This window comes from Rhodococcus pseudokoreensis, assembly GCF_017068395.1.
GTDB classification, from domain to species: Bacteria; Actinomycetota; Actinomycetes; order Mycobacteriales; family Mycobacteriaceae; genus Rhodococcus_F; species Rhodococcus_F pseudokoreensis.
Genome location: NZ_CP070619.1, coordinates 6,105,752 through 6,132,480, shown reverse-complemented (window position 1 = coordinate 6,132,480; position 26,729 = coordinate 6,105,752). Strand labels below are relative to the sequence as shown.

27 protein-coding genes are annotated in these 26,729 nt (G+C 68.7%); 15 read left to right on the top strand and 12 right to left on the bottom strand.

All coding sequences use genetic code 11. The features are described from left to right. Positions 1-5: 5 nt before the first annotated feature. From JWS13_RS33165 to JWS13_RS33155, 3 genes are all read left to right on the top strand, one after another. Complete coding sequence (locus JWS13_RS33165; RefSeq protein WP_206009651.1) at positions 6-1,331, top strand: MFS transporter; 1,326 nt, start codon at positions 6-8, stop codon at positions 1,329-1,331. 124 nt (positions 1,332-1,455) lie between these two features. Further along, positions 1,456-2,175 carry a TetR/AcrR family transcriptional regulator gene (locus JWS13_RS33160; protein WP_206009643.1) on the top strand — a complete coding sequence of 240 codons (720 nt, stop codon included), beginning with the start codon at positions 1,456-1,458 and terminating at the stop codon, positions 2,173-2,175. Beyond that, entirely contained in the window at positions 2,159-3,808 is a 1,650-nt protein-coding gene (locus JWS13_RS33155) for an FAD-binding dehydrogenase (protein WP_206009641.1), read from the top strand. Before JWS13_RS33160 ends, JWS13_RS33155 begins: the two co-directional genes overlap by 17 nt. A 43-nt stretch (positions 3,809-3,851) precedes the next feature. On the opposite strand, the gene sfnG is transcribed toward JWS13_RS33155, so the two are convergent. After that, entirely contained in the window at positions 3,852-4,967 is a 1,116-nt protein-coding gene (gene sfnG, locus JWS13_RS33150) for a dimethylsulfone monooxygenase SfnG (RefSeq protein WP_206009640.1), read from the bottom strand. 100 nt (positions 4,968-5,067) lie between these two features. Between sfnG and JWS13_RS33145 the strand changes: the two genes are divergently transcribed. The 3 genes from JWS13_RS33145 (at position 5,068) to JWS13_RS33135 (ending at position 8,844) form a co-directional block, all read left to right on the top strand. Then, on the top strand, positions 5,068-6,333 hold the full coding sequence (locus JWS13_RS33145; RefSeq protein WP_206009636.1) for an acyl-CoA dehydrogenase family protein: 1,266 nt from the start codon (positions 5,068-5,070) through the stop codon (positions 6,331-6,333). Then, positions 6,330-7,553: an acyl-CoA dehydrogenase family protein gene (locus JWS13_RS33140; RefSeq protein WP_206009634.1), complete on the top strand. Its 1,224-nt coding sequence runs from the start codon at positions 6,330-6,332 to the stop codon at positions 7,551-7,553. Before JWS13_RS33145 ends, JWS13_RS33140 begins: the two co-directional genes overlap by 4 nt. 79 nt (positions 7,554-7,632) lie before the next feature. Then, positions 7,633-8,844: an SfnB family sulfur acquisition oxidoreductase gene (locus tag JWS13_RS33135; protein WP_206009627.1), complete on the top strand. Its 1,212-nt coding sequence runs from the start codon at positions 7,633-7,635 to the stop codon at positions 8,842-8,844. Between the two features lie 60 nt (positions 8,845-8,904). On the opposite strand, the gene JWS13_RS33130 is transcribed toward JWS13_RS33135, so the two are convergent. The 4 genes from JWS13_RS33130 to JWS13_RS33115 form a co-directional block, all read right to left on the bottom strand. Next, a complete protein-coding gene (locus JWS13_RS33130; protein WP_206009626.1) occupies positions 8,905-10,377 on the bottom strand; it encodes a DUF4185 domain-containing protein in 1,473 nt (490 codons plus the stop codon). A gap of 157 nt (positions 10,378-10,534) precedes the next feature. After that, the gene (locus tag JWS13_RS33125; protein ID WP_206009625.1) at positions 10,535-11,614 is read right to left on the bottom strand and encodes a VIT1/CCC1 transporter family protein; all 1,080 of its coding nucleotides are present in this window, start codon (positions 11,612-11,614) and stop codon (positions 10,535-10,537) included. 68 nt (positions 11,615-11,682) lie between these two features. After that, a complete protein-coding gene (locus tag JWS13_RS33120; protein WP_206009624.1) occupies positions 11,683-12,351 on the bottom strand; it encodes a SanA/YdcF family protein in 669 nt (222 codons plus the stop codon). A gap of 20 nt (positions 12,352-12,371) precedes the next feature. After that, a complete protein-coding gene (locus tag JWS13_RS33115) occupies positions 12,372-13,406 on the bottom strand; it encodes an ABC transporter permease (protein WP_206009620.1) in 1,035 nt (344 codons plus the stop codon). Positions 13,407-13,503: 97 nt separating this feature from the next. Between JWS13_RS33115 and JWS13_RS33110 the strand changes: the two genes are divergently transcribed. Both JWS13_RS33110 and JWS13_RS33105 read left to right on the top strand, forming a co-directional pair. Continuing rightward, on the top strand, positions 13,504-14,103 hold the full coding sequence (locus JWS13_RS33110; RefSeq protein WP_206009618.1) for a TetR/AcrR family transcriptional regulator: 600 nt from the start codon (positions 13,504-13,506) through the stop codon (positions 14,101-14,103). A gap of 66 nt (positions 14,104-14,169) precedes the next feature. Beyond that, entirely contained in the window at positions 14,170-14,502 is a 333-nt protein-coding gene (locus JWS13_RS33105; protein WP_241032440.1) for a hypothetical protein, read from the top strand. Positions 14,503-14,508: 6 nt separating this feature from the next. Here JWS13_RS33105 and JWS13_RS33100 read toward each other — a convergent pair whose 3' ends face one another. Beyond that, a complete protein-coding gene (locus JWS13_RS33100; RefSeq protein ID WP_206009616.1) occupies positions 14,509-15,921 on the bottom strand; it encodes an FUSC family protein in 1,413 nt (470 codons plus the stop codon). Between the two features lie 66 nt (positions 15,922-15,987). Between JWS13_RS33100 and JWS13_RS33095 the strand changes: the two genes are divergently transcribed. Beyond that, a complete protein-coding gene (locus JWS13_RS33095; protein ID WP_072946355.1) occupies positions 15,988-16,512 on the top strand; it encodes a MarR family winged helix-turn-helix transcriptional regulator in 525 nt (174 codons plus the stop codon). Between the two features lie 6 nt (positions 16,513-16,518). On the opposite strand, the gene JWS13_RS33090 is transcribed toward JWS13_RS33095, so the two are convergent. Next, a complete protein-coding gene (locus tag JWS13_RS33090; RefSeq protein ID WP_420855032.1) occupies positions 16,519-17,574 on the bottom strand; it encodes an SDR family oxidoreductase in 1,056 nt (351 codons plus the stop codon). A gap of 91 nt (positions 17,575-17,665) precedes the next feature. On the opposite strand from JWS13_RS33090, the gene JWS13_RS33085 reads away from it, so the two are divergent. Next, positions 17,666-17,983 carry an ArsR/SmtB family transcription factor gene (locus tag JWS13_RS33085; RefSeq protein WP_206009614.1) on the top strand — a complete coding sequence of 106 codons (318 nt, stop codon included), beginning with the start codon at positions 17,666-17,668 and terminating at the stop codon, positions 17,981-17,983. Positions 17,984-17,987: 4 nt separating this feature from the next. On the opposite strand, the gene JWS13_RS33080 is transcribed toward JWS13_RS33085, so the two are convergent. Next, entirely contained in the window at positions 17,988-18,461 is a 474-nt protein-coding gene (locus tag JWS13_RS33080; protein ID WP_206009613.1) for a hypothetical protein, read from the bottom strand. Positions 18,462-18,522: 61 nt separating this feature from the next. Next, positions 18,523-19,338, bottom strand: coding sequence for a DUF72 domain-containing protein (locus JWS13_RS33075; protein ID WP_206009612.1), 816 nt, complete (start codon positions 19,336-19,338; stop codon positions 18,523-18,525). An 82-nt stretch (positions 19,339-19,420) separates the two neighbouring features. Here JWS13_RS33075 and JWS13_RS33070 point away from each other — a divergent pair, with 82 nt between their 5' ends. The 5 genes from JWS13_RS33070 (at position 19,421) to JWS13_RS33055 (ending at position 22,623) form a co-directional block, all read left to right on the top strand. Beyond that, positions 19,421-19,741, top strand: coding sequence for a GYD domain-containing protein (locus tag JWS13_RS33070; RefSeq protein ID WP_087555190.1), 321 nt, complete (start codon positions 19,421-19,423; stop codon positions 19,739-19,741). Positions 19,742-19,820: 79 nt separating this feature from the next. After that, entirely contained in the window at positions 19,821-19,955 is a 135-nt protein-coding gene (locus JWS13_RS46045; RefSeq protein ID WP_259375279.1) for a hypothetical protein, read from the top strand. Between the two features lie 68 nt (positions 19,956-20,023). Beyond that, a complete protein-coding gene (locus JWS13_RS45705) occupies positions 20,024-20,203 on the top strand; it encodes a hypothetical protein (RefSeq protein ID WP_241032439.1) in 180 nt (59 codons plus the stop codon). A 41-nt stretch (positions 20,204-20,244) separates the two neighbouring features. Continuing rightward, positions 20,245-21,099, top strand: coding sequence for an LLM class F420-dependent oxidoreductase (locus JWS13_RS33060; RefSeq protein ID WP_206009611.1), 855 nt, complete (start codon positions 20,245-20,247; stop codon positions 21,097-21,099). A 117-nt stretch (positions 21,100-21,216) separates the two neighbouring features. Then, a complete protein-coding gene (locus JWS13_RS33055; RefSeq protein WP_206009610.1) occupies positions 21,217-22,623 on the top strand; it encodes an ABC1 kinase family protein in 1,407 nt (468 codons plus the stop codon). 6 nt (positions 22,624-22,629) lie between these two features. Here JWS13_RS33055 and JWS13_RS33050 read toward each other — a convergent pair whose 3' ends face one another. Genes JWS13_RS33050 through JWS13_RS33040 form a run of 3 tightly spaced genes read right to left on the bottom strand, consistent with a single transcriptional unit; the run spans position 22,630 to position 26,707 of the window. Then, complete coding sequence (locus JWS13_RS33050; RefSeq protein ID WP_206009609.1) at positions 22,630-23,877, bottom strand: vWA domain-containing protein; 1,248 nt, start codon at positions 23,875-23,877, stop codon at positions 22,630-22,632. A 7-nt stretch (positions 23,878-23,884) separates the two neighbouring features. Beyond that, complete coding sequence (locus JWS13_RS33045; RefSeq protein WP_206009607.1) at positions 23,885-25,459, bottom strand: TerD family protein; 1,575 nt, start codon at positions 25,457-25,459, stop codon at positions 23,885-23,887. 9 nt (positions 25,460-25,468) lie between these two features. Then, positions 25,469-26,707, bottom strand: coding sequence for a TerD family protein (locus JWS13_RS33040; protein ID WP_206009605.1), 1,239 nt, complete (start codon positions 26,705-26,707; stop codon positions 25,469-25,471). Positions 26,708-26,729: the final 22 nt, after the last annotated feature.

Here is a 26,729-nt window from a genome sequence, read left to right as displayed (position 1 = left end):
CCGTTATGACTACGCTGTCCGACGCCCCGTACACGTCCACACCGGAATCCGACCTCGAGCGGCGCAAGCGGCTCCGCACCGTCGTCGCCGCCAGCCTGCTGGGTACGACAGTCGAGTGGTACGACTTCTTTCTCTACGCCACAGCCGCCAGCCTGGTGTTCAACCAGCTGTTCTTCCCTGATCAGAGTTCGTTCGTCGGCACCATGCTGGCGTTCGCCACGTTCGCGGTCGGTTTCGTGGTCCGGCCGATCGGCGGAGTCGTCTTCGGCCACATCGGCGACCGCATCGGACGGAAGAAGACGCTCGCGCTCACCATGTTCATCATGGGCATCGCCACCGCCCTGATGGGTGTGCTGCCGACCGCCGCGCAGGTCGGGGTGATCGCGCCGGTGCTGCTCCTCCTGCTCCGCGTCCTGCAGGGATTCGCGCTGGGCGGTGAATGGGCGGGCGCCGTGCTCCTCGCCGTCGAACACAGTCCCGCGAAGAGACGCGGCATCTTCGGCAGCATCCCTCAGATCGGTCTGGCACTGGGACTCGCGCTGGGCACCGGCGTCTTCGCCGCGTTGCAGACGATCTTCGACGACGCCCAGTTCCTGACGTACGGCTGGCGAATCGCGTTCCTGCTCAGCCTGATTCTCGTGTTCGTCGGATTCGTGGTCCGGCTGAAGGTCGAGGAGACTCCGGCGTTCCAGGAGGTGCACGACCTCGAGAAGCGCTCCTCCGCTCCGCTGAAGGACGTGTTCCGCGGCCGGGTCCGCCGCGGCAGCATCCTCGGCCTGCTCTCCCGGTGGGGTGAAGGCGCCGCGTTCAACACGTGGGGCGTCTTCGCGATCACATATGCCACCAAGAATCTGGAGTTCGCCAAGATCCCGGTCCTCCTCGTCGTCACCGTCGCCGCGACGGTCATGGCGGTGCTCCTGCCGTTCTCCGGACTGCTCGTCGACCGGTATGGCGCCAAGCGGATCTACCTCATCGGGATCGGGGCCTACGGACTCGCGGTCTTTCCTGCGTTCGCCCTGTTCGGGACGGAGAATCTGGTCCTGTTCGGCGTGGCGATGGTGCTCGTGTTCGGCGTCGTCCACGCCCTCTTCTACGGTGCGCAGGGCACGCTGTACGCGAGCCTCTACCCCACCGAGATTCGCTACACCGGACTGTCCGTCGTGTACCAGTTCTCCGGGATCTACGCCTCCGGCATCACGCCGATGATCCTCACCGCCCTGATCGCCGCGGCGGGCGGTACCCCCTGGCTGGCCTGCGGGTACCTCGTCGCCACCTCGGTCGTCAGCGTCGTGGCGACCGCCCTGATCCGGAAGCAGGACCTCTACCTCTGAGGCGCCTCTACCTCTGAGACCGCCGACCTCGCCGAGCGGGCTGCGCTGACCGAGTTCGATACACCGGTGTATCCGATACGCTAGTGTATCGACGGTTGCTGTCGACCCGATCGGAGGAGAGGCCATGCCGACGTCACCGGCCCGCTCCTCCGAGCCTGCCACCGACACACCCCGAAGGGTGACGAAACGGCGCGGCCAGACCCGGCAGCGACTGCTCGACGCCGCCGTCGAGGTGTTCGCCGAAAACGGCTTCGGACGGTCGACGGTCGAGCAGATCTGCGAACGCGGCGGGTACACGCGCGGCGCCTTCTACTCCAACTTCGCGTCGCTGGACGAAATGTTCTTCGCCATGTGGGAACAGCGCTCCAGCGCGATGCTCGCGCACATCCGGCAGGCCGCCGACTCGTCGAGCATCGACCTCTCCGGGCTCTCGCCCGCCGAAAAGCTGCGCTCCGGCACCGCACTGGTGCTCGACGTCGTCCCCGTCGACGACCAGTGGTACCGGATCAACGCGGAATTCACCGCCCACGCCCTGCGCAACCCGTCACTGAAGAAAGCCCTCGCAGCCCGCGAGCACACCATTCTCGACACCATCGTGCCGATCCTCGAGACAGCCCTGCACCGACTCGGGCGCCGCATCGACGGCGATCCCCGGGTGCTCGGCCGCGCGCTCGTGGCCCTGCACGACGGCACCAGCGTCCAGTGCCTCATCGAAGACGAGAACGCGGCCGCCCGGGAACTGCGCGTCGAACTGTTCACCCGCGTCGTGGCCGCCTACACCGAACCGACACCACCCACACCCACACACACCGGAAAGAGGGGTCCTCGTGACCGAACAGGCTGATGTGATCGTCGTCGGCGCCGGACTGGCCGGGCTCGTCGCCACCTACGAGATGGTCAAGGCAGGCCGGAAGGTCCTCGTCGTCGACCAGGAGAGTTCGGCGAATCTGGGCGGCCAGGCCTTCTGGTCGCTCGGCGGACTGTTCCTCGTCGACAGCCCCGAACAGCGGCGCCTCGGCATCAAGGACTCGTACGAACTGGCGATCCAGGACTGGATGGGCACCGCCGCCTTCGACCGCGAGCGCGAAGACCAGTGGCCGCGGTTGTGGGCGCAGGCGTACGTCGAATTCGCGGCCGGCGAGAAGCGGCAGTACCTCCACGACCTCGGACTGCGGTTGATGCCGAACGTCGGGTGGGCCGAACGCGGCCGCGGATCCGCTCTCGGACAGGGCAATTCCGTTCCCCGCTTCCACATCACGTGGGGCACCGGCCCGGGCGTCGTCGAGGTCTTCCTCACCCGTGTCGTCGCCGCGTCGAAGCGGGGACTCGTCACGTTCAAGCATCGCCACCAGGTCGACGAGATCGTCGTCACCAACGGCGCCGCCACCGGTGTGCGTGGCACTGTCCTCGAACCGTCCACCGAGGCGCGCGGTGTGAAGAGTTCACGAACCGCGGTCGGGGAGTTCGAATTCTCCGCGCAGGCCGTGGTCGTCACGTCCGGCGGCATCGGCGGCAACCCCGAACTGGTCAAGAAGAATTGGCCCGCACGACTCGGCAAGGCCCCCGAGAACATGCTCGCCGGCGTCCCCGCGCACGTCGACGGCCGCATGCTCGAAATCACCGAGAACGCCGGCGGCAACATCGTCAACCGTGACCGCATGTGGCACTACACCGAGGGCATCCAGAACTGGGACCCGATCTGGCCCAACCACGGCATCCGTATCATTCCCGGCCCGTCGTCGATGTGGTTCGACGGCAACGGCACCCGCCTGCCCAGCCCCAACTTCCCCGGTTTCGACACCATGGGCACCCTCGAGCACATCGTGAACAGCGGCCACCACCACACGTGGTTCGTCCTCGACCAGAAGATCATCGAGAAGGAGTTCGCGCTGTCGGGGTCCGAGCAGAACCCCGACATCACCGGCCGCGATTTCAGACTGCTCGCCGAACGACTCAAGAAGGGCGCCCCCGGTCCCGTCGAGGCGTTCAAGCAGCACGGCGCCGACTTCGTCGTCCGCGACAACCTCCGCGACCTCGTCGACGGCATGAACGCCCTCACCCCCGACGCACCGCTGAAGTACGAGGACCTCGAGCGCGAGATCGTGGCCCGCGATCGGGAGGTGAAGAACGCCTACACCAAGGACTTCCAGGTGATGGCGATCCGCAACGCCCGGAACCTGCTGGCCGACAAGATCACCCGCGTCGTGAGCCCGCACGAGTTGCTCGACCCCAAGAACGGTCCCCTGATCGCGGTCCGGCTGCACCTGCTCACCCGCAAGACCCTCGGCGGCCTCGAGACCAACCTGGACTCGCAGGTGATCCGGCCCGACGGCACCCCGTTCGAGGGTCTCTACGCCGCCGGTGAGGTCGCCGGATTCGGTGGCGGCGGCGTCCACGGGTACAGCGCGCTCGAGGGCACGTTCCTCGGCGGCTGCATCTTCTCCGGCCGGGCCGCAGGTCGCGCGCTGGCCCGGTAGGCGGCTCCGCCGCCCGTGCGTGGTTAGCGAGTCCCTGGACTCCTTAACCACTCACGGGTGCGAGCCTCTCGGAAGCCTCGAGTTCGCGGACCAGCGGCAGGACGTTGGCGCCGAAGTATTCGATCTCCTCCTGGAAGTGCAGGAATCCGCCCAGGATGAGGTCGACTCCGCGACGGCGGTATTCGACGATGCGCTCGGCGACCTGCTCCGGCGTCCCGATCAGCTGCGTGCGGAATCCGTCGTTGTACTGGACGAGATCCTCGAACGTGGAGTCCGCCCACATCCCCGACTTGTCGGCGGTCGACGCCCCCGCCTGCTGGACGGCGGACCGGAATCCCTCGACCGCAGGCTTGTTGGCCTTCTCGATGATTTCGCGGAGGGTGTCGCGGGCTTCCTTCTCGGTGTCGCGGGCGATGATGAAACCGTTGAGCCCGAACTTCACCTCCCGGTCGTGCTCGCGCGCCACCCGCCGCACGTCGTCGATCTGCTCGGTGACGCCGTCGTAGTCCTTGCCGTTGCTGAAGTACCAGTCGGAGTAGCGGCCCGCGTTCTGCCGGGCGGCGGCGGAGTTGCCGCCCTGGAACAGTTCCGGGTTGGGACGGTCGGGGGTGTTGAGCGGTTTCGGCTTCAGGGTGAAGTCGTGGATGCGGTAGAAATCGCCGCGGAAATCGACGTCGTCCTCGGTCCAGATCTTGCGGAGCACCTGCAGGAATTCGGCGCTGCGCCGGTACCGCTCGTCGTGTTCGAGCCACGGCTCCCCGAGGTGGGTGAATTCGTCCTTGAACCAGCCGCTCACGACGTTGACCGCGAACCGGCCGTTGGACAGGTGGTCGGCCGTGGCTCCCAGTTTCGCCAGCACGGCGGGCTGCCACAGGCCGGGGTGGACCGCGGCGATCACCTTCAGCCGCTCGGTGGCGAGCAGGAGCGCGAGGCTGAAGCTCGTCGACTCGTGCTGGAATTCGGCCCCGTAGCTGGCCTCGTACCGGACCTGGCTGAGCGCGTACTCGAACCCGTTGTTCTCGGCGGTCTGGGCGAGTTTCTTGTTGTACTCGTAGTCCCAGCTGGTGCGCTGTTCGATGTCGGACGTGACCAGCCCGCCACTGACGTTGGGCACCCAGTAGGCGAACTTGATCTGCTCAGCGATGTGTTCGGTTGACATACCCAGCATGGAACCCGACCGCCCGGCCGACGCCCACCCTTCCAATCAGCGCGCGTCCAACCCTTCACCCGGCCCGCGGGACCGTGTGAGGTTCGACGGCATGACAGCCGTACAGGAAAGAAGAGCTGCACAACCCATCGCGAGCGAGACCGACTACGACACGCTCGCCGCCAGGTTCCGTCCCCTCTTCGCGGACATCGCGGACGGTGTGGTGGAACGCGAACGCGACCACGTCCTCCCCTATGAGCAGATCGACGCCCTGAAGAAGGCCGGTTTCGGGGCGGTGCGCGTGCCGCGATCCGACGGCGGGTCGGGCGCGAGCATCCCCCAGCTGTTCCGGCTGCTCGTCGAACTGTCCGCAGCGGATTCCAACATCACGCAGGCGCTGCGCGGACATTTCGCGTTCGTCGAGGACCGGCTGGTGGCCGCCGACGGTCCCGAGCGGGACACGTGGCTTCGGAGATTCGCGGACGGTCAGCTGGTCGGCAACGCGTGGACCGAGATCGGCGACGTCCCGCTCGGTGAGGCGAACACCAAGGTGTCCCCCGTCCCCGGTGAGGCCCATTTCTTCGCGAACGGGACGAAGTACTACAGCACCGGTTCGATCTTCGCCGACTGGATCGACCTGTACTCGCAGCGCACCGACACCGGTGCGTTCGTGATCGCCGCGGTCGAGGCACGCCAGCCGGCCGTCACACACAGCGACGACTGGAACGGTTTCGGCCAGCAGACCACCGGCTCCGGTACGTCGACGTACGAGAACGCGATCGTCCAGCCGGAGAACATCTTCGACTTCTCCACCCGGTTCAAGTATCAGACGGCGTTCTACCAGTTGTTCCACCTCGCGACGCTCGCGGGCATCGCGAGGGCGGCGACGGACGCGATCGCCCGCCGGGTGACGGCCCGCACCCGCACGTTCAGCCACGGCAACGCCCCCACCTACGCGCAGGACGCGCAGATCCAGCAGGTGGTGGGCGAGGTGTCGGCCGCCGCGCACGCCGCCGAGGCGATCGCACTGCACGCGGCGGAACCCGCCCAGTGGGCGTACGAGGCCGCGTTCACCGGCAGCCCGGACGAGGAGAAATCCGCCAACATCGCCGCCGAGATCGCGTCGGCGCAGGGCCAGATCTCCGCCACCGCGCTCGTCGTCCCCGCCACCGCCAAGATTTTCGACGCGCTCGGCGCGTCCGGGGTGAGCCGCGACTGGGACCTCGACCGCTTCTGGAGGAATGCACGCACGGTCGCCAGCCACAACCCCGTGGTGTTCAAGGCCAAGGTGGTCGGCGACTACGAGATCAACGGAACCGAACCCGTCTACGTGTGGGCCATCGGCACCGCACCGACCGCAGAGGGAGACAAGGCATGACCGTCATCACCGAAGAGAAGATCTGGTCGGACGCCCCGGCCACCGCCGACGGCTGGATCGCGCGTGCGCGTGAGGTGAGCGCGATCCTCGCTCGCGACGCCGTCGAACGCGACCGCGCCGGCAACGCACCGTTCGAGGAGGTCCGGCTCCTCAAGGACAGCGGGCTCGTCACCCTGCTCGGGCCCGCCGAATTCGGTGGCGCCGGACAGCCGTGGGAGACCGCCTACCGGGTGGTCCGCGAGATCGCGCGCGGCGACGGCTCCATCGGACAGCTGCTCGGCTACCACTACCTGTGGGCGTGGGCCGTGCGACTCGTGGGCACCGAACCGCAGATCGGGGCCGTCGAGGAGTTGTACACCAGCAACCGCTTCCTGTTCGGCGGGGCGGTCAACCCGCGCGACACCGACCTCACGATCGTCGACCGCGGCGACACGCTCGTCTACAACGGGGTGAAGTCGTTCTCGACGGGCGGCCGCGCCACCGACCTCACCGTGCTCGAGGGCATCATCGAGGGCACGGCCACGCACGTGTTCGCGATCGTGCCGACGGCGCAGGACGGCATCGTGTTCCGCGGTGACTGGGACAATCTCGGGCAACGCCTCACCGACTCCGGCTCGGTCGAGATCAACGACGTCGAGGTGGACTGGTCGGGCGCAGCCGGGTTCGTGGACAAGGAGTTCCAGCCGCTCGTCTACAACACGCTGAATTTCCCCGCGCTCGAGATCGTGTTCGCCAACTTCTACGTCGGCATCGCCCGCGGCGCACTGGACACCGCGGCCGAATACACCCGGACCCGGACCCGTCCGTGGCCGTACGGCGGCGACGACAAGGAACTGGCGACCGACGAGTGGTACCTGCGCGAGGGCTACGGCGACCTGCAGTCGAAGCTGTGGGCGGCGGAGGCGTTCGTCGATCAGGTGAACCGCGAGGCGAACGCGGTGCTGCACGACGCGCGGGAGAACCTCACTGAACAGGCGCGCGGGGATCTCGCCGTCCGCATCGCCGCCGCCAAGATCCGCGCCGCCGACGTCGCCCTCGAGATCGGCACCAAGGTGTTCGAACTGACCGGTGCGCGTGCCACGTCCAACAGGGTGGGCCTCGACATCTTCTGGCGGAACGTGAGGACGCACACCCTGCACGATCCCGTCGCGTACAAGCGGCGCGAGGTGGGCGGCCACCTGCTGACCGGCGAACTTCCCGAACCCACCTGGTACACATAACGATTCCGAACCCCGAGTCCGGCCGCCCGTCGACGGTGGCCGGATTCGGTGCGTCCGCACCACCGACCCACGGAGAACCATGACCGCCGTACAGAACGCCCACCGCATCAGCGACGAGACCGAAGCCCTCACCGTCGCCGCCGATCTCGCCGCGCACTTCGCCGAGGAGGCGGCAGCGCGCGATTCCGGGCGGCAACTGCCGCACGAACAGGTGCGGGCGCTCGCCGCGTCCGGACTGCTCTCGCTCGGCGTTCCCCGCGAGCACGGCGGCATCGACGCGCGGACCGAAACCCTCACCGAAGTGTTCCGGCTTCTCGCCGAGGGCGATCCGAGCATCGCGCAGATCCCGCACAGCCACTACACGTTCCTCGAGGTGCTGCGCCATCAGGGCTCCCCGGCGCAGCAGGAGTTCTTCTACTCCGAGGTGCTCGCGGGGCGCCAATTCGCCAACGCCCAGAGCGAGCGCGGAACGAAGACGATCGACATCGACGCCACGACCCTCACCGAACAGGGCGGGGACGTCGTCGTCGACGGTCGCAAGTTCTACAGCACGGGCGCGCTGTTCGCCGACTGGATCGCGGTGCGGGCCACGCTTCCCGGGAAGACGACGTTGGCCGGGAAACCCGCCAAGGCCGTCGCCTACCTGCCGCGCACCGCCGCCGGACTGTCGATCGTCGACGACTGGGACGGCATGGGGCAGAAGACCACCGCCAGCGGAACCGTCACCCTCGACGCCGTCCGGGTGCCCGCGTTCCACATCGTGCCGTTCTCCCCCATCTTCGACGCACCCACCACCTACGGCTCGCAGGCGCAGATCCTGCACGCCGCCATCGACGCCGGGATCGCCGCGGCCGCGCTGAACGAGGGCGTGCGCGCCGCCCGCAGTGCGAGGCCGTATTTCGAGGCGGGTGTCACCGACGCCGTCGACGATCCCCTGCTGATCCAACTGGCCGGGGAGGCCGCGGTCGGCGTCCGGTCCGCGACGGCACTGCTCCGGGAGGGTGCACGCAGCATCGACGCGGCGCGGCGCACTCTGACCGAGCAGACCGCCGCGGTCGCGTCGATCGACGCCGCCGCGGCCAAGGTCGCCGCCGCACGCGCGTCCCTGGAGGCGTCGAGCGTGCTGTTCGAACTGGGCGGCACCCGCAGTGCGTCGGACACGTCCAACCTGTCGCGGTACTGGCGCGACGCCCGCACCCACACGCTGCACGACCCCACGCGGTGGAAGATCCAGCACATCGGCCGGTGGACGCTGTCGGGTACCGTCCCGCCCCGGCACGGCCTGCTGTAGGCGGCTCCGCCGCCCGTGAGTGGTTAACGAGTCCAGAGACTCCTTAACCACGCACGGGCGCTATGCGCCTATATCCGCCTTCATCAGGAAGACGTTGTAGTCCGACCACGTCGACATCGTGAAGTACAGTTCGTCGCCGCTGGACCACGGGTGGATGAAACCGCCGTACAGTTCCGGGTATTCGGCGGCACTGACCATCGGCGCCCCGCCGGACCAGACGCCCTGCGGCGAGTCGGACTCACGGAGCACGATGGCCGCCTTGGACGTGTCGAGGTAGGTCATCTGCCACTTATCCGTGGCTTCCTCGTAGCGCACGGACAGTTCGGCGGCGGGGGCGTCCACGATCGGCGTCGCCTCCGTGTACCCGCCGACCGGCGTCCAGTTGCCGTTCTGCCAGTACTGGTACGCCGACGTGTTCAGTACGTCGGCGGCCGGGACGCGCGCCAGACCGATGGCGCCGAGCCTCGTGTTGGAGGTGCCGAACATGTACACGAAGTCGCCGGCCGGGACCATCGACGCGACCTGGAACTTGGTGACCCCGAAGATGTTGTCCCACTTCGCGTACGGGTCCTTGGTCCACGTCGATCCGCCGTCGTCGGAGTAGGCGATGCCGCCGTAGTTCGTCCACCACGTGGCGGGGATGCTGTTCCAGGTGCGGATCGACATGTAGCTCATGTACTGCCGATTCCCGACGGCGAAACCCGACGTGGGGATGGTGGTGATCTCGATGTTGTCGAGTTTGCGGCTGCCGAGCAGTTCCGCCGCGTGGCACCGGCTGTCCTGGACCATGCTGTCGAGGCTCATGCCGTCGGACAGGTTGCGGTCGGAGCTGAAACCGAGGACGTTGCTGCGCCAGTCGTCGCCCTGGCCGCCGGGCGGCTGGAATCCCTTGCCGACGGTGTCACCGAACGCGACGGCGACCTGGTCGGGGGCGCTCTCCCACATAATGCCGAGGTCGGTGCCGTTGACCTGGTAGCGCTTGTCGGTGCGGCTGACGGAGCCGGCGCCCGTCACCTTCGCCACGCGGGTCACGTCGCCGATCTTCGGGGTGGCCGGGGCCGGGCTGCGCGGCGCCTCCTCGGTCGCGGGGTGGACGAGGGGCGGCGGCGGGGGCAGTTGGATGTCGGCGCCCGGGACGGGAATGCCGAAGTGGAAGGGTGTGAACTTCACGCTGACGTCCGGGATGTTCAGCTCGCTCGACAGGTTTCCCGGGGCGTGGTCGGTCTCGTCGGTGAGATCGGGGCACGGATCGGTGCACGTGTCGGCGGGCAGCGCCTGCGAGACGCGGACGGGGTCCGTGACCGGGGCGGGATAGGGCACCGTCGTGATCTTCGGGTACGGGATCGGGATCTCGAGCTTGTCCGGGATGAGCGAGTGCGTCTCGTTCGACACCTCGCTCGCGCAGGGTCCGCTGCCGGGGATCCCGTTGGATACCGGCTCGGGTTCCGCGACGGCGGCGTTCTGGTTGGAATAGGCAATCATGCCCGAACCGATCGCCACAGCCGCGACCGACGCGATCCACCTCTTCGACATTCCCCGACCCCTCCGTCAACTCCCGCCACACCCGGCGAGGGGGAACATAACATCGCCCTCCTACGCTCGCCGGTCACCACACGCCATACCTGGCGGTAACATTTGCGTCCCGATCAGGGAAGGGGCTGTGACGTCTGACAGGCAGCGATAAGCTTTCTCAGGCGCCGGTTCCGAACAGCATGCCCAGCAGGTAGGTGGCGGCGGCTGCGCCGTAGCCGATTGCCAGCTGGCGTAGCGCCCGTTTGACCGGGGGTCCACCCGACAGCAACCCCACCACCAGGCCGGTTCCGAGCAGCGCGACGCCGACGAGTGCGGCCGCGACCAGGAGCGCGGCGGTCCCTTCCATGCCGAAGAGATACGGCAGCACGGGGATCACCGCACCGGACGCGAAGAAGCAGAAGCTCGCCGCCGCCGCACCGAGCCCGGTGCCGATGGCCTCGTGTTCGTCGACGGCCTCCGCACCCGAAACAGGCTCGGGCTGAACGGCTCTCCGCAACACGTCGGCCGCGCGTTTCTCGGCGTCCTCGGCGGGCATGCCCCGCGCCCGGTACACGAGCGCGAGTTCGTTCGCGTCGACGTCGAGGAGCGGCACCGCCTCGCGGGCACCCTCCCCCGGCGCCGACGCCTCGAGCAGTTCGCGCTGCGACCGCACGGACACGTACTCGCCCGCGCCCATCGACAGCGCGCCCGCGAGCAGCCCGGCGAGCCCCGTCAGTAGCACGATGTGATTGTCGACGCCGCTACCGCTGATGCCGAGCACGAGGGCGAGATTGCTGACCAGGCCGTCGTTGGCACCGAACACGGCGGCACGAAACGTGCCGGACAGACGATTTCGCCCACGCGCCGCCAGCGCCCGCACCACTTCTTCGTGGATGCGCTCGTCCGCGCCCATGGCGACGGTGGCGTCGACGTCCGTCGGGTACGGCGATCGGGTCTCCGCGCGTTGCGCGAGGGCGAGCACGAACACCGATCCGAACCGCCGGGCCAGCACGCCGAGGATGCGCGTGCGGACGTCACCGCGAACGGGTTTGCCGACGTGCTCGCCGAGCAGTGCGCGCCAGTGCGCCTCGTGCCGTCCCTCTGCGTCGGCGAGCGCCAGCAGAATCTCGCGTTCCTCGCCGGTGCGGCGTTTCGCGAGATCGCGGTAGACGGCGGCCTCGGCGCGTTCGTCGGCAAGGTAGCGACGCCATTTCCGGATCTCGCGCGGACCGGGATCCGGTCGTGCACCCGCAACCATCGTGAGCCTCCCGATCGTCGACGGGTCGAAGCCTACCGACGGGACTACCGCACCGCGGCGGTTCGAGGTCAGTCCCCGGCGGCGAGGGCCTTGCCGAGCGAGTCCTCGGGTTCGGAGACCACCACCGGGTCGCGCCCGGACAGCAGGTCGAGGACGGCCTTGGGCCGGGCCAGGGATTCGCGCACGGTGTTCCTGGCCATCGTGATCGGGCGGCATTCGCACCCGGCGTTGACGCCGGCGACGTCGATCCCGGCGCCGCGGCACAGCGCGACCGCACGGGGGACGTGGAAACCCTGAGTGACGATCAGCGCCTTGGTCACTCCGTACGTCTGGACGGCCCTCGCGCACGTGTCGTAGGTGTCGAGCCCGTACCGGTCGCCGACGATCCGGCTGCGGTCGATGCCCTTCTCGACCAGGTATTCCGTCATCGCCGCGATCTCGTCGCCGGATCTGCCCGCGCCGTCGCCCGAGACGAGCACCGCCCGCGCACGCCCGTCCTGCACGAGGCGGACAGCGACGTCGAGGCGCCCGGCCAGATACTCCCGGGGTTTGCCGTCGCGTACCTGCGCACCGAGAACGATGACCACGGGCGCTTCGGGTGCGTCCTCGACGTCGTAGACGTGCCCCTCGGCCTCGCGCGAGATCCACACCGTCGAGGCCGCGACGACGAGGACCGCGAGCGCGCCGAGGCCCGCTCCGATGCCGACCAGTCGGCGGACGATCCGTCGTTCCCCCATGCCGCCATCAAACCACAGCGTCAGGCGACGGCCGGTTCTCGCGGGGCGCGCCGCTCACGCAGTCCGGACACCAGACACAGGCCGAGCCCGAACAGGATCCAGCAGGTCAGCACGAGCAGGCCCGCGCCGGCTCCGTGTCCGTCGAAGAACGCCGTCGACCGCACCACGGTTCCTGCCGCTCCGGGCGGCAGGAGCTGACCGAACGCGCCCCACCCCGAGGGCAGCCATGCCGGGGAGGTCGCCAGCCCCGACAGCGGGTTGGCGAGGAACATCATCGTCACCGCTGCGAGTGCGAACCCCGCGATGCCCAGAACGGATTCGAGCCCGAGGACGGTCAGGGAGATGGCAGCGATCCCGAGGATGACGGCACCGGACGTCGTCCAGTAGTCACCGTCGACGCTTCCGATACCGAACTGCAGAATTGCGGTCAGTGCCAGTCCGGCGCTCACGGCGAACAGCACCGCACCCGCCACCCTGCTCTTGACGCTGTGCGGGAACAGTCGCACCAGCACGATCGCGGGGATCATGCCGCCGAAGACCAGCGGAAGCGCCAAGCCGCCGAGGCCGGCCCCGGCGGGGTCGTCGGCCGTCAACGGAACGACGTCCTCGACCGGAACAGGCTGTCCCGCAGTCGCGCTCATGCCCGCCGCGAGACCGTTCATCGTCTGCGCGATGGGCGCCCCGCCCGCGCCGGCGGACAGGACCTTCATGCCCTCCGGTGTCGCGACGATTCCGCCGACCACCTCCCGGTGCTCGATCGCCGTCCGGACCGCCTCGGCGTCCGCGAACCGCTCGGCGGCGAAGGCCCCCGGTCGGCTCGCGTCGAGTGCGGCGTCGATCCGGGTGACGGCCGCGTCGGGCCCGGCGACGCCCAGCCGCAGGTCGTGTGGGCCGCTATGGACGGCAGGCAGCGCGAACGCCAGCAGCATCACGGCGATCACGGCGGTGAGTCCCAGCACGACGGCGATCATTTTCACCGGATCGGACGGGCCGTTGCTCGCCTGCCCGGCAGATTCGATGCGCGGGTCGAGTGTCCCGGTATCCGAAGTGCTCATCGGACTCCCCTTCAACTAAGTGGAGGAAATTCCTCCAGTACTTGTGGAGAATATTCCTCCGGTTATGCTGGGTTGTCAAACGAAAGAGGTGCCCCCGATGCGAGCCGACGCGCTGGAACGCCGCAACACCCTGATCAAGGCGGCCCGGGCGGTGTTCGCCGACCGCGGGCACGATGCGCCGCTCGACGCCATCGCCGCGCACGCCGGCGTCGGGATCGCCACCCTGTACCGGAATTTTCCGAGCCGGGACGACCTCGCCCACGCCGTCGCCCGGACGACGCTCGCCGAGGTCCGGGAACTCGCGGTCCGGGCGCTGGACGAGTGCGTCGACGAACCCGAGCCGGCCTGGCGCCGGTTCGTCGACGCGGTGGTCGAGCTGCGGATGGGAGCGTTGGTGCCCGCGCTGGTCGACAGCCTCGACGAGCTGCCGCCCGACGTGCGCGAAGCGCGGGAGAACACGAAGGCGTCGGTCACCGAGCTCGTTCACCGGCTCCAGGACTTCGGGCTCATCCGCAAGGACGTCGTGCCACTCGAGATCGTCATGGGGATCGCGATGCTCACCCGGCCGCACGTGCTGATGTTCGAGGACACGACGGCCAATCTCGTTCCGCGGCTGATCACGGTCTTCCTCGCCGGGTTGCGCCCGGACGGGTCTCCGCTGCCGCCGCCGATCCCCCCGGCCACCGCGGTACTGTGACGAACATGCAGCAAGGGGGGGCCTGCGCGACAACCATGGAATCACCCACGTGCCGGTGACGAGCAGTTGCCGCGACTCAACGGCTGGGACGTGGCGGTGTCGGCGGCGGCGATCGTCGTCGCGGTCGCGGTCGCCAGCATCTCCGCGGTCGCGGCGTTCTTCTGGCTGCTGTTCCTGGACTACTGCCCACCCGAGACCTGCAGCGCCGAGAACGCGTGGATCGCGGTGTGCGTCGCACTCGCGGTCGCGGCACTGGTGACCGTGATGGGCGGCGCGGTGACGATCGCCCGCATCGCGCGGCACACGGTCGCGTGGCCGGTGGCGTGCGGGACCCTCGTCCTCTGCGCGGCCGCGTGCGCGATCGGATTCGCCGGTTACGTCTCGGCGACGGGAATCTGAGCGTCCTCAGGCCACGTGATGGTGGTCGGTCCGGCTGATCGCGACGGCCGAGACGATCACACCGACCACCACACCGACGAGGGTGTCGACGACGCGGCTCACCGCGATGTCCGGCGCCACCGCCGACCCGAGACCTGTCAGCAGCAGCGCCATGGGAGTGATGGCGACGGACGCGAACGCGTAGTTCTTGATGACCACCAGTTCGGTCACGGTCTGCAGCACCACGATCACCACGACGGTCTGCCAGTACCCCATCGCCGCGGCGATCAGCCCGGCGGCGAGGACGGCGCCCGCCACGTTGCCGACGAGCCGTTGAATCCCCCGCTGCACGGTCTGACTGAAGTTGAACCCCTGCATGGCGGCCATCGCACCCATCGACGCCCACAGCGGATGTTCCAATCCCAGTGCCACACAGATCCATCCGGCCAGTGCTGCGGCGGCGGCGATGCGGGCGGCGTTGACGATCCCCTCACGCGACCGCAGCCCCCGGAGCCCTTCCGCGAGGAAGCCGGCCGGCTTCGGCAACGCCGCAGCCTCCGCATTGAAAGCCGGAAGGTCGCTGCGGCGCTTCACCTTACGGAGCTCCGACTCGTGATCGACGAGCGCACGCAGGGTGTCGTGGTCACGCTCGTGCGCCCACCGATCGACCACGGTGTCGGCTTCGGCGAGAAGCGCGAACAACTGATGGGAATGACCGTCCCGGCCCCGGCCGCTGTGCGCGATCACGTCCCGCGCGTTGTCGATGGCCTTGCGGGCGGCCGCGATCGCGGAGGCGTCGTGCGCACGTTCCAGCTGCGCGACGGCGGCGAGCGCCCGTGCCACCGCCAGCCGGGCGGGACCGAGCGGAACGAACAGGCAGGGCGTCATGGCGGCGAGCCAGCCCACGGCGACACCGGTCGCCACGGCCACGACCGCCGGTCCGAGATCCGCGAGCCGGGTCGAGTACCCGACCGCCGCGGTGGCCGCGAAGATCAGGATGACGGGGCCGGGGCCGGCGATCCGGAACGCCGCCAGCAGCCACGCGGCGATCCCCGAAGCCACGGCCATGACCGCGATCTGCAGCCAGAGGGACAGTCCGGCCGCACCGAGGAGCGCTCCCCCGGCGACGAAGACGACGAGTGCGACACCGACGAGCCCCGTCTTGCGGGCGAGCCGCGGGTACGGCTCGTATCGGCCGAACGCGGCGGTCAGCGCACCCAGCGCCGCAAAGCCGGCGAGGTTGCCGTGCCCGAGCAGGCCACCGATCACCAGCACCAGCGCCGTCGCCGCACCCACCCGCAGGGCGGGGGCGATGGTGGCGTCCGCGGTCCGGACCTCGAACGCCCGGCGCCACGTCGACGGCGCCACCGAGTGGGCCAGCGCCCCACGTGAGTGATGGAGCCGGCTGAGGTCGGGTGCGTATCGAGGAGAAGCCTGCATGACCTCAGCGTACCGTATATTTCACTAGTAAAATAGTTGTGAAATAGTGTGAAGTTGATCGCTACGATGGTTTTCATGAGCCCTGCCCCACGTCCGGATGAGGATTTCACCGATCGCGTACGACGCGAATGGGCGGAGACCCATCCCGACGTGGACACGTCCCCGATCGAGGTGATGGGTCGCATCACCCGGATCGGATCCCAGGCCCTGCAGCAACTCGACCGCGCCCTCGACGCGAGCGGGGTCTCGCGCGCCGAGTTCGACGTCCTGTGCGTGCTCGCCCGCAGCGACCGGCCGCTGCGAGCCAGCGAGGTCACCGCCGTGACCATGCTCAGCGGCGCCTCCACCACCAAGCACGTCGACCGCCTGGGCCGGCTGGGACTGGTGGAACGGCTGCCCTTCGAACGGGACGGCCGCGTCGTGCTGCTGCATCTGACCGAGGCCGGACGCGCCCTCGTCGACACCGAATTCCCGCAGCGGGTCGAACGCGACCGGCAATTCCTCGAGGGATTGGACGAGGACGAATGCGCGGTGCTGGCGGGGCTGCTCCGGCGGATCGCCGCCAACGTCGAATCCGGGCTGCGCCCGTAGCTCAGGTCAGGGAATGATCCTCCGCGCCCGAAGGTCGCGGAAGATGTCGAGGAACATCTGCTCGGTCTCGACGTGACGGTGGAAACCGAACCTGCGCGCCTTCGACCCGTCGGCGATGACGTCGTAGTCCCAGCCGAAGACGAAGTCGCCGAACGCCCACGACGAGACGTCCGAGTACGGCGTCGGCGCCAGTCCGTGCTTCGCGACGAGGTCGTTCCACACCGGTTCCTTGTCGGCCATGACGACGTCCATCGACATCGGCAGCGGCGGCGCAACGTCCAGTTCGAAGAAGTCGGCGATCTTCGGCAGCATCTCGTCCCAGCGGAACAGGTCGCCGTTGTTGACGTTGAACGCCTGGTTGGCGCACTCGGGGGTGGTGGCGGCCCAGACCGTCGCCTCGGCCAGCAGTCCCGCGTCGGTCATCTCGATCAGACTCGTGTAGGCGCCGGGCTTGCCCGGAAAGCGCAGCGGCACTCCGAGTTCCTTCGACATCGTGGCGTAGACGGCGATCACGAGCGCGAGATTCATCGGGTTCCCGAGCGCGAATCCGCACACGACCGAGGGTCGGATCGCGGACCACGTCCAGCGCTTGCCGCGCTGACGGTCCTCGAGGAACTGCTGCTGATCGACGTTGAATTCGGGCGGCATGTGCGGCGGGTCGCTCTCCCGCGCCGGCGTCTTGAACGGTCCGAGGTGGGCGCCGTAGACCTTGTACCCCTGCATCAGGCTGACGTGCTCGAGCCCGGCGGCCACCGGTTCTAGCGCGTTCACCGTGTTGACGAGCATCGCGACGTTGGGAGCGACGAGTTCCGCCCACGACGGACGGTCCTGGTAGGCGGCGTAGAAGATGTGCGTCGCCTCGCGCAGTTCGCCCAGCTTGTCGGCGGCGTCGCGCGCGTCGAGCAGGTCGACCGCGATGTGCCGCACCCGGTCGGTGTCGGTCCCGCCGCGGCGGGACAGTCCGATGACGTCCCACTCCCCGGTCGCCTCGAGGTGGTCGATCAGATTGCCGCCGATCACACCACGCGCACCGACGACCACTGCCACTCTGCGCTTCGCCATCACTCGCCCCTATCGGTATATCGCGAAATTGCGATACGTCGAGTGAAGCATACATATCGGAAAATCGCGATATAGCGGTACGCTGGTTTTCGTGAGCGAACTTCCGGACCCCGACGACCTCGCCCTCGTCTTCAAGGCGCTGTCGAACCCCACCCGCGTGCGGATCCTGCAGTGGCTGAAGGACCCGGACAGCTTTCCCCCACAACTCGAACCCGCCGAAGAAGTGGGCGTATGCCTGAAGCACATTCAGGCGAGGGCCGAGGTCTCCCAGTCGACGGCGTCGCAGTACATGGCCGCCCTACAGAGCGCCGGCCTGGTCACCAGCCATCGGATCGGCCAGTGGACCCACTACCGCCGCAACGAGGAGCGGATCGGTCGGCTCGCCGACCACATCCGCACCGAACTCTGACGAATCAGGGCATCTCCACGGTTTCGGCGCGCGCGATCTCGTCGAGCGCCCGGCGGACGTAGCCGTCTGCGGGCACCTCCGCTGCGCTCAGAAGGTCGGCGATCACCAGGATCGCGGCCTCGACGGCGTGCTCGGGCCTGCGCGGGTTCTCCTCGACATCGGCCACACCGAGCGCGCCGGTCAGCACGGTGACCAGGGAGTCGACGTTCACGGCAGGCAACCAGAGCGCCGCCGCCCGCGCGCACCGGGTGAGCACGTCCTGCACGTCCTCCCCCGTCAGTCCGTCCGGGTGCAGCGTCTCGAGGAGTTCCCGGACCACCCCGGCCAGCACCGCGCCGACCTGCTCCGCGGGCAGGGCAGCCAGGTCTTCGGTCGCCTCGGTCAGCGCCGCCGCATCCGACGCCCGTGCCGCGACGATCGCGACGTCCAGCGCTTCGGCGATGTCACGCGCAACAGCAGGCCAGTGAGTGGGCCACATCCGGTAGATCCTCTTCTCGTATCCGTCGAACCGAGGCTACTGAATCATGGGGCACCGACACTCAGCGCAGCCGCTCGATCAGCCGCAGCGCGTCGAACGGGGCGTACCCCTTCATGTCGTTGTCGAAGTAGGCGAAGCAGTCGAGCCCCTGCCCGCGCCACCGCTCGATCTTGCGCGCCCACTCGTCGAGGGCCTCGTCGGTGTAGCCGCTCGCATACAGTTCCTTGTCCCCGTGCAACCGCAGGTAGACGAAATCGCTCGTGACCGCCTCCACGAACGGATACCGGCCCGCGGTGTCGGCGACGACGAACGCGACGTCGTGCGCGCGGAGCAACTTCTTCGCCTCCTCCGCCTCGAAGCTGTGGTGGCGAACCTCAAGCGCGTGACGGACGGGGCGGTCGGCGTCGGTTTCGGTCCACGTCCGGTCGTCGGTGAGCTTGTCGTCGTGGCGCGCTGCGAGCGCCACGGCCTCGGCGGTCGTCCGCGGCAACTGGTCGAGGAACGCTGCGAGACTCGTCGAATCGAAGGCGAGCGTCGGGGGCAGTTGCCACAGCAGCGGTCCGAGCTTGGGGCCCAGCGCGAGCACCCCGGACGCGAGGAAGTTCGCCAGCGCCGCCTCGACACCGACGAGCCGCTTCATGTGCGTGATGTAGCGACCGCCCTTGACGGCGAACACGAAATCGTCGGGGGTCTCGTCGCGCCACTTCGCATAACTCGTCGGCCGCTGCAAAGCATAGAAGGATCCGTTGATCTCGATGGACGTCAAACGCCCCGCGGCGTAGGCCAACTCCCTGCGATGCGCCAGCCCGTCGGGGTAGAAGTCGCCGCGCCACCCGGGATACGTCCAGCCGGAAATACCTACGCGGGCCTGCGCCATCTCCCGACCCTAGCGCGGAACCTATTGCATGTGGCCCGTCCCGGGAGAACCATGAGAAGACCCCACAATCGAGGAGGCACCGATGCCGAGATACCTCTGGCAGGTCACGTACTCACCCGAAGGCGCGAAAGGACTGCTCAGCGAAGGCGGCACCGCACGACGCGACGCGATCACCCAGATGGTCGAAAGCGTCGGGGGCACAGTCGAATCCTGCTACTTCGCACTGGGTGGCCGGGATCTGTTCGTGATCGGTGACGTGCCCGACGACGTGGCCGCCGCCGCGCTCGGCATCCGCACCGCCGCCTCCGGGGCGGCACGGTCGGAATCGGTGGTGCTGCTGACACCGGAGCAGGTGGACGACGCAGTTCGCCGCGACGCCGAATATCGGGCGCCCGGCAGCTGATCGACCCCACTGCCTGCGGCGGCGAATATCGTTCTGCAGGATGATGTGCGGCCGCGGAGTCGGCCGATACCGTCGAGCCATGTCTGCCGACCAGACCTACTCGACGACGGTGAATCCGTTCACCACCGACTCCGCTCGCCGTGCCCTGTTCGCGCTGAGGGCCTTTCCCGCCGGCCTCGCCGCACTCGGCGCCGCGGGCTGTTCTACGGGCTGATCACCGACGACTCCTACGCGTACAGCTGGGGTGGCCCGACGCTCGCCCGCGCCTGGCTGGTGCATCTCGTGCTCGGTCTGCTGCTCGTGCCGGTCGCCGTGTGGATCCTGCGGGGCATCGCGGTGCTGCAGACCGGACTCACCCGGCGCCTGCTCGGCGACGGCGGTCCCGTGTGGGTCGTGCCGGTCGCGGTGATCCTCGCCGTCGCCGGCGCGCTGCTGTTCCGGTCGTGGCTCCACCAGATCTGAGATGCCGGAATGAATGTCCGCGAGGGAAGGTTGCACGCCACATGACGGAGACCACAGGAGAAACCCCGCAGCTCGGACAGTTCGGCGTCTGGCGTCACGCCGGCGGATTGGCACCCGACGTGGGTGCCGCGATCGAATCGGCAGGTTACGGCGCGATCTGGATCGGCGGTTCGCCGCCTGCCGACCTCGACGTCGCCGAGCGCCTGCTCGACGCGACGTCCACCATCACCGTCGCGACCGGCATCGTGAACATCTGGACCGCACCCGCCGACGAGATCGCGACCTCCTTCCACCGGCTCGAGGCCCGTCATCCGGGGCGCTTCCTCCTCGGCATCGGCGTCGGGCATCCCGAACAACCCGGCCTCAACTACAACAAGCCGTACGCCGCGCTCGTGGAGTACCTCGACGTTCTCGACGCCGCCGGGGTCCCCGCGGGGCGACGCGTCCTCGCCGCGCTCGGCCCGAAGGTGCTCGAACTGTCGGCGGCCCGTGCCGCAGGCGCCCACCCCTACCTGACCACTCCGCAGCACACCCGGGAAGCGCGTGAGCTGCTCGGCCCCGAGCCGGTGATCGCACCGGAGCAGAAGGTCGTGCTGGACACCGATCCGGAACGGGCTCGCCCCGTCGGACGCGCAGCGGTCGAGAATCCGTACCTGCACCTGCGCAACTACGTCAACAATCTGAAGCGGCTCGGGTACACCGACGAGCAGATCGCGAACGGCGGCAGCGACGAGCTGATCGACGCCCTCGCCGCCCACGGCGACGCCCCCTACATCGCGGGCCGCCTCCGCGAACATCTGGACGCGGGCGCCGATCACGTCGCGATCCAGGTCCTGCCCGCCGGCGACGATCCCATCCCTGCCCTGCGGGAACTCGCGGGCGCACTGGGACTCTGAGTTCTGCTAACGAAATAGTGTGATGGCGGGTACCGCATACTGAAAGGCGTTCGCCGAAACGGTCGGGGTATGGTCCCCTTCTGAACGGCAGGCAGGACTGAACGCAAGGTAGGAACTGTGCACGAGCCAACGCCACGTCCGGTCGGCCCATACGCTTCGGGGCCGCCACCTGCAGCCCTGACCGTGCATTCCGCGAGACTCGACCGGTTCCGCGCGGCGGAGTTGTGGCGGGCGCTGGTCATCGGCGTGGTCGTCGTCGCTTACACACTGCTCGCGCTCGTCACCTGGCCCGTCCGGCGTCGCGGCCGCACTCTCGCGGACGCGGCGTCGGAGGGCCTGGTCAACGGTTTCGAGGTGCTCGGCCCGACGTTCGTGAAGGTCGGGCAGCTGATGGCGTCGTCATCCGGCGTGTTCCCCGCCCCGCTGGCCAACGCCTGCCTGCGATGCCTCGACGACGTGCCGCCGGTACCCGCGCAGGAGGCCCGCCGGGTGATCGAGGCAGATCTGGGACATCCCGTCGACGCGCTGTTCGCGTCGTTCGACGACGTCCCCTTCGCCGCCGCTTCCGTCGCACAGGTCCACGGCTGCGTGCTCCCCGACGGCCGGGAAGCCGTCATCAAGGTGCAGCGCCCCGACATCTTCCGCCGCATGGTGGTGGACCTGCGCACCGCGTACTGGGGTGCGCGGATCCTCGAGAAACTCTTCGAGTTCTTCCGCATCGCCAACGCCACCGCCATCATCCGCGATCTCCACGCGGCCACGATGACCGAACTCAACAGCGCCGTGGAGGCCGACCGGCAGACCCGGTTCAGGACGAACATCGGCGCGTTCGGCGACAACAAGGGTGTCACCACCCCGGAGGTGTACTGGGACTACTGCGGTCCGCACGTCATCTGCATGGAACGCATGTACGGGCTGCCGCTCGACCGGTTCCCCGACCTCGTCCACATGGACACCCGCATGCTGATCCGCCGCGGCGTCAAGGTGTGGATCGAGTCCGTCATCCTGCACGGCCCGTTCCACGGCGACGTGCACGCCGGAAACCTGTGGGTCCTCGACGACGGGCGCATCGCGATGCTCGACTTCGGCATCGTCGGTGAGCTCCCCGAATCGTGGCGTCAGATCCTGCGCGACATGTTCTACGCGACGCTGATCGACGGCGACTTCGCCCGCATGGCGCGCGGAATCCGCAACCTCGGCTACGCGCAGGACAACGACGCCACCGACGACGAGATCGGCCTTCAGGTGGCGGCCGCCCTCGCGCCCCTACTTGGCCGGGACCTCGGTGAGCTGCGGCTCAGCGAACTCATCATGGCCCTCATCGGCATCGGCAAGAACTGGGGCGTCGCCAGCCCGGAGGAACTCGTCCTGTTCGGGAAGCAACTCGGCTACTTCGAGCGCTACGCCACCGAACTCGCGCCCGGCTGGGTGATCGGACAGGACCTGTTCCTGTTCCGCAACGTCTTCCCCGACGCCGTCGCCGCGAAGGCCCGCGAACTCGGGGTGGAACTACCCGACGAGTGACTCACGTCAACCGACCACACCCGCCGACTTCGCGGCGCGCAGCCAGTCGGGGAACTCGCTGAGCAGGCGGCGGTACAGTTCGGCGTCGTCGATCTTGTCGATGTCGTCGACGGCGAAAAACCCGGCGTTGTCGAGGGTTCGCCCGTCGAGGGTGTCGAGTTTCTCGAGCAGTCCGTAGTCGGCGCGGCCGATTCCGACGAACTGCCAGAACGCGGGCAGACTCGAGGCGCGACGCATGAGTTCGCTGATCTTGCCGCGCTGCTGGAATCCGCCGTCGGTGAAGAACAGCACGAGGGTGGGGGTCCCGCCCCGCGGCGGCAGGCTGGAGATGATGTCGGTCATGATCGGCAGTTCGTCGTTGTAGCCGCCGATCGCCTTGTAGTCGATTCCGCCGTGGACACCGCCGAGATGCAGGAACGTGTCGCACCAACTGTCGACCTCGTGTACGGCGATGTCGGGCAGGCGAGCGAAGTTCTTGGCGTAGAGATACGGTTCGAGGCGACCGTCGTCGTCGATCTGCGTGGCCACCGGCACCATCCGCTCGACCACCCGGTTGATCGCCCGCGTCGAATACTGGCGCCGCATGCTGCCCGTCTTGTCGATCACCAGAACCACCCGGGCGCGCGTCTCGCCTGCACCCTTGTGCAGCAACACCTTCGCGACTTCACGCTTGCGCAGGTCGAGCTTCTGCCGCTTCTCGAACGTCAGACCCAGCTCGTCCGGCACGGTCCGCACGGCAACATCGTCGGCGGACGCGGAATCCGTCACGTCCACGCCGTGCTCGGTGACGAGGACAGCCAGCCCGCCGTCCCACCCGGCCGAGACGTTGCGCACCTTCCACCCCGCACCACGGCGATACACCTCGACGAGGACGGCGGCACGCTCGGTGCTCAGCCCGGACGCGTCCGCCCCCAGCGACGCCCGGGAGTTCTCGATCACCACGCCCAGTCCGACGCGATCGGCGAGACTGCCGGGCACCGAGTCGTCGAGAGCGACGGCGATGCTGAGCTTGTCGACGTCGGCGGGCACCGCCGCGAGATCGATGTCGACGCCGTCTGCCGCTGCCAACCGCACGGCCCCCTCGGGCGAACTGGGGTTGTTGAAGAAGACGAAGTCCTCGTCGGACCGCACCCGTCCGTTCGCGCCGAGTTGGAAGACCATCAGGTCGACCTCGCCTCGGCGGGCGCCCGCGACCGCGACGCTGGTCGGCGAGCAGACGATCTCGATGTTCTCGCCGCGGGCAAGACTTGTCACGGTGTACTCACCTTTCGTGCCCGGTCAGCGAATCCAGCACCGACGCCCGGTGCAGGGGGTGGTCCGGGAGCCGGTCGGGGGTCAGGATCCAGTCGTTGCGCGTCCACGGGTCGGAGACGGTGAGGACCCCCGACGTCGGAACCTGCTGCGCGATGCGTTCGAGCACCGCGACTCCCGGATCCGAAGCGGCGCCGGCGCTGTCGCCGACGATGATCAGCGACGTCCCGACGGCGGGACCGTGGTCGGCGAGGTGCACGATGTGTGCGGCGTCCTCGGTGCCGTACCCGTGCGGGAAGTCGCCGAGGATCACCAGCCGCGGTTCCGGCAGGGCGTCCCGGATCCCGTTGCGGGCCGCCATTTCTGCGAGGTCGACGCTCTCGGACAGCGCGGTGAGCCGGGCGGTGATGTCGGAGGCCGCGGACACGACGGGCGAGGCCAGGAGCGCACCGAGGGGTTCGGTGAACTCGCGTAGCGAGCCGCTGAGGTCGACGACCTCCAGCCGTTGTAATGAAGCGGGCGACGCCACCAGCATGCGCGCCGCCAGCGCGGCGACCACCGGTGCGGCCTCGGCCGGTTCGCCGACGATCCAGAGGGGACGCCCCAGCGGGTAGTGGACGCAGAACGGGACCCGCAGTTCGCCGAGGTCGGGTGCGGACAACTCGCCGAGCCTCAGGCCGTCCGTGACGGCGGTGTGGGTGACCCGGCTCGTCCACGCGGCGGATTCGAACGTCGCCAGCGACCGCGGCAGCAGCGGGTCGATGACGCGGAGTTCCTCGGCCAGTTGCGAAGTCTCGCCGTCGAATTTGCGTTGCGCCTCGGCGACGAGGGCGTCGGACCGCTCCTGCGCCCGGGCCCGCGACTGCGCGACCGCCGGACTGTTGCGGGTTGCCGGGTCGGCCACCGACGCGGACAGTTCGTCGTCCAGCCGCGTCTGCGCGTAGTCGCGGGAGGACCGGAACGAGGCCGCCGACCGGGCGGCGTCCTCGAAGATCATCCACGCTCTCTCGAACGAGTGGGCCGGGTCGAGCGGGATGTCCGCCGGACCGGGCGTCGCCGGAACCTCTTCGGCGACAGGGTGCGCGGGTTCGTCCACGTCGACGCCGTGCTTGGCGAGAAGTTCGGCGAGGCCGCCGTCGTATCCCTGCCCGACGGCGCGGACCTTCCAGTCGGCGCCGCGGCGGTAGATCTCCAGGCAGATCGCGGCCGCCTCGGAACCGACCAGCGGGACGTCGAAAACGACCACGGTACTGCCGCTTTCATCGGCGAGCGTGGCCGACAGACCCGACCGGGCCAGCGTCGCCGGACCGCTCGGGGATGCCGGATCGACACTGACCACGCAGAGCACCCCCGCCGCGGCGGCGTCCACCTCGTCCAGGTGCAGCCGGACCGTTCCGTCCGCGTCGAGTTCCACCCCGGCGGCCCGCCGCTGGTTGTAGAACACGAAATGGTCCGAGGACAGCGCGCGCAGATCGCCGTCGACGATCAACGCCGCGACGTCGACCGGTGTCGCGTCGACTGCGCGGAAACGCAGTACGCGCGACGGCAGCGGAGCGTTCTGCCCCGGAACGAGGTGGACCGTCACCAACCGCCCCTAGACGCCGAGGAACCGGGCGAGTTGAGGCGCGGCCTCACCGGCGTGCTTGGCCTGGATGCCCTCACCGATGGCCTGCAACTTCCATTCGCCGCCCACCCGGTACACCTTGGCCATCACCATTCCGGTGAACGGCATCCCGCCCTGCAGCGTGAACCGGGCGAGTTCGGCGTTCGACGTGGTGTCCACCAGGCGGCAGAACGCGTTCTTCACCTGTTCGAACGTGTGCCCGCGGTACGACGTCACGATGAACACGATGGTCGAGACATGCGGCGGAATGCGGGTGAGATCCACGAGGATCACCTCGTCGTCGCCCGCGCCCTCACCGGTGAGGTTGTCGCCCTGGTGCCGGATCGACCCGTCCTTCGACGTCAGCTGGCCGTAGTAGGCGACATCGACCATGTTGTTGTCCGCGAACAGGACCGCCGACGCGTCGAGGTCGACGTTGGCGGAACGGTTTCCGAACATGCCGCGCTTCTCGATCGGATCCCAGCCGAGTCCCATCTGGATGTACGTCAGCGCGACGCCGCCGTCCTTGCGGAGCGTGACCTTCTGGCCCTTGCTCAGGCTGACCGGCCGCGACTTGGTGAGACTGACCTCGGCCGGAGCCGCGGGGGCAGCGGGAGCCGGAGGCGCCGGGGCCGGCACCGGTGCGGCCGGCGGCGGATAGGCCGGAGCCGGGGCGGCCTGCGGTGCCGGCGGCTGCTGGACCGGGGCGGCCGCGGGTGCGGGAGCGTCGTCGACGGACACACCGTGATCGGTGACGAGTGCGGCGAAACCGCCGGCGTAGCCCTGCCCGACGGCCCGCACCTTCCAGGCGCCCTGGCGGCGGTACAGCTCGAGCGCGATGACGATCGACTCGGAGTTCAGTCCGTCGATCCGGTACTCGTACAGCGCGTTTCCGGCGCCGTCGGTGACCCGGGCCGTCGGCGGGGCGGAGCGGCCGAAGTTGCTGGTGGCGTCGTCGAGTGTGATGACCGCGCGCACCTGGGCGATGTCGGCGGGTACCGCGCCGAGGGACACCTTCAGCGACGCCGCCTGGCCGGGGGCCCCGGGCACGAGTTGCACGCCGGGACCGGACGGCTGGTTGAAGAAGACGAAGTCGGCGTCCGAGCGGACCTTCCCCGAGTCCGTGACGAGCAGCGCGGACAGGTCGGCGGCGGCGGTCAGCTCGAGGGAGACGATGACGTCGTCGACGCTCAGTGGGCCGTTCTGACCCTTGGCAAGCGGAGTGGACACTGCGGTGATTCCTTCACTGTGG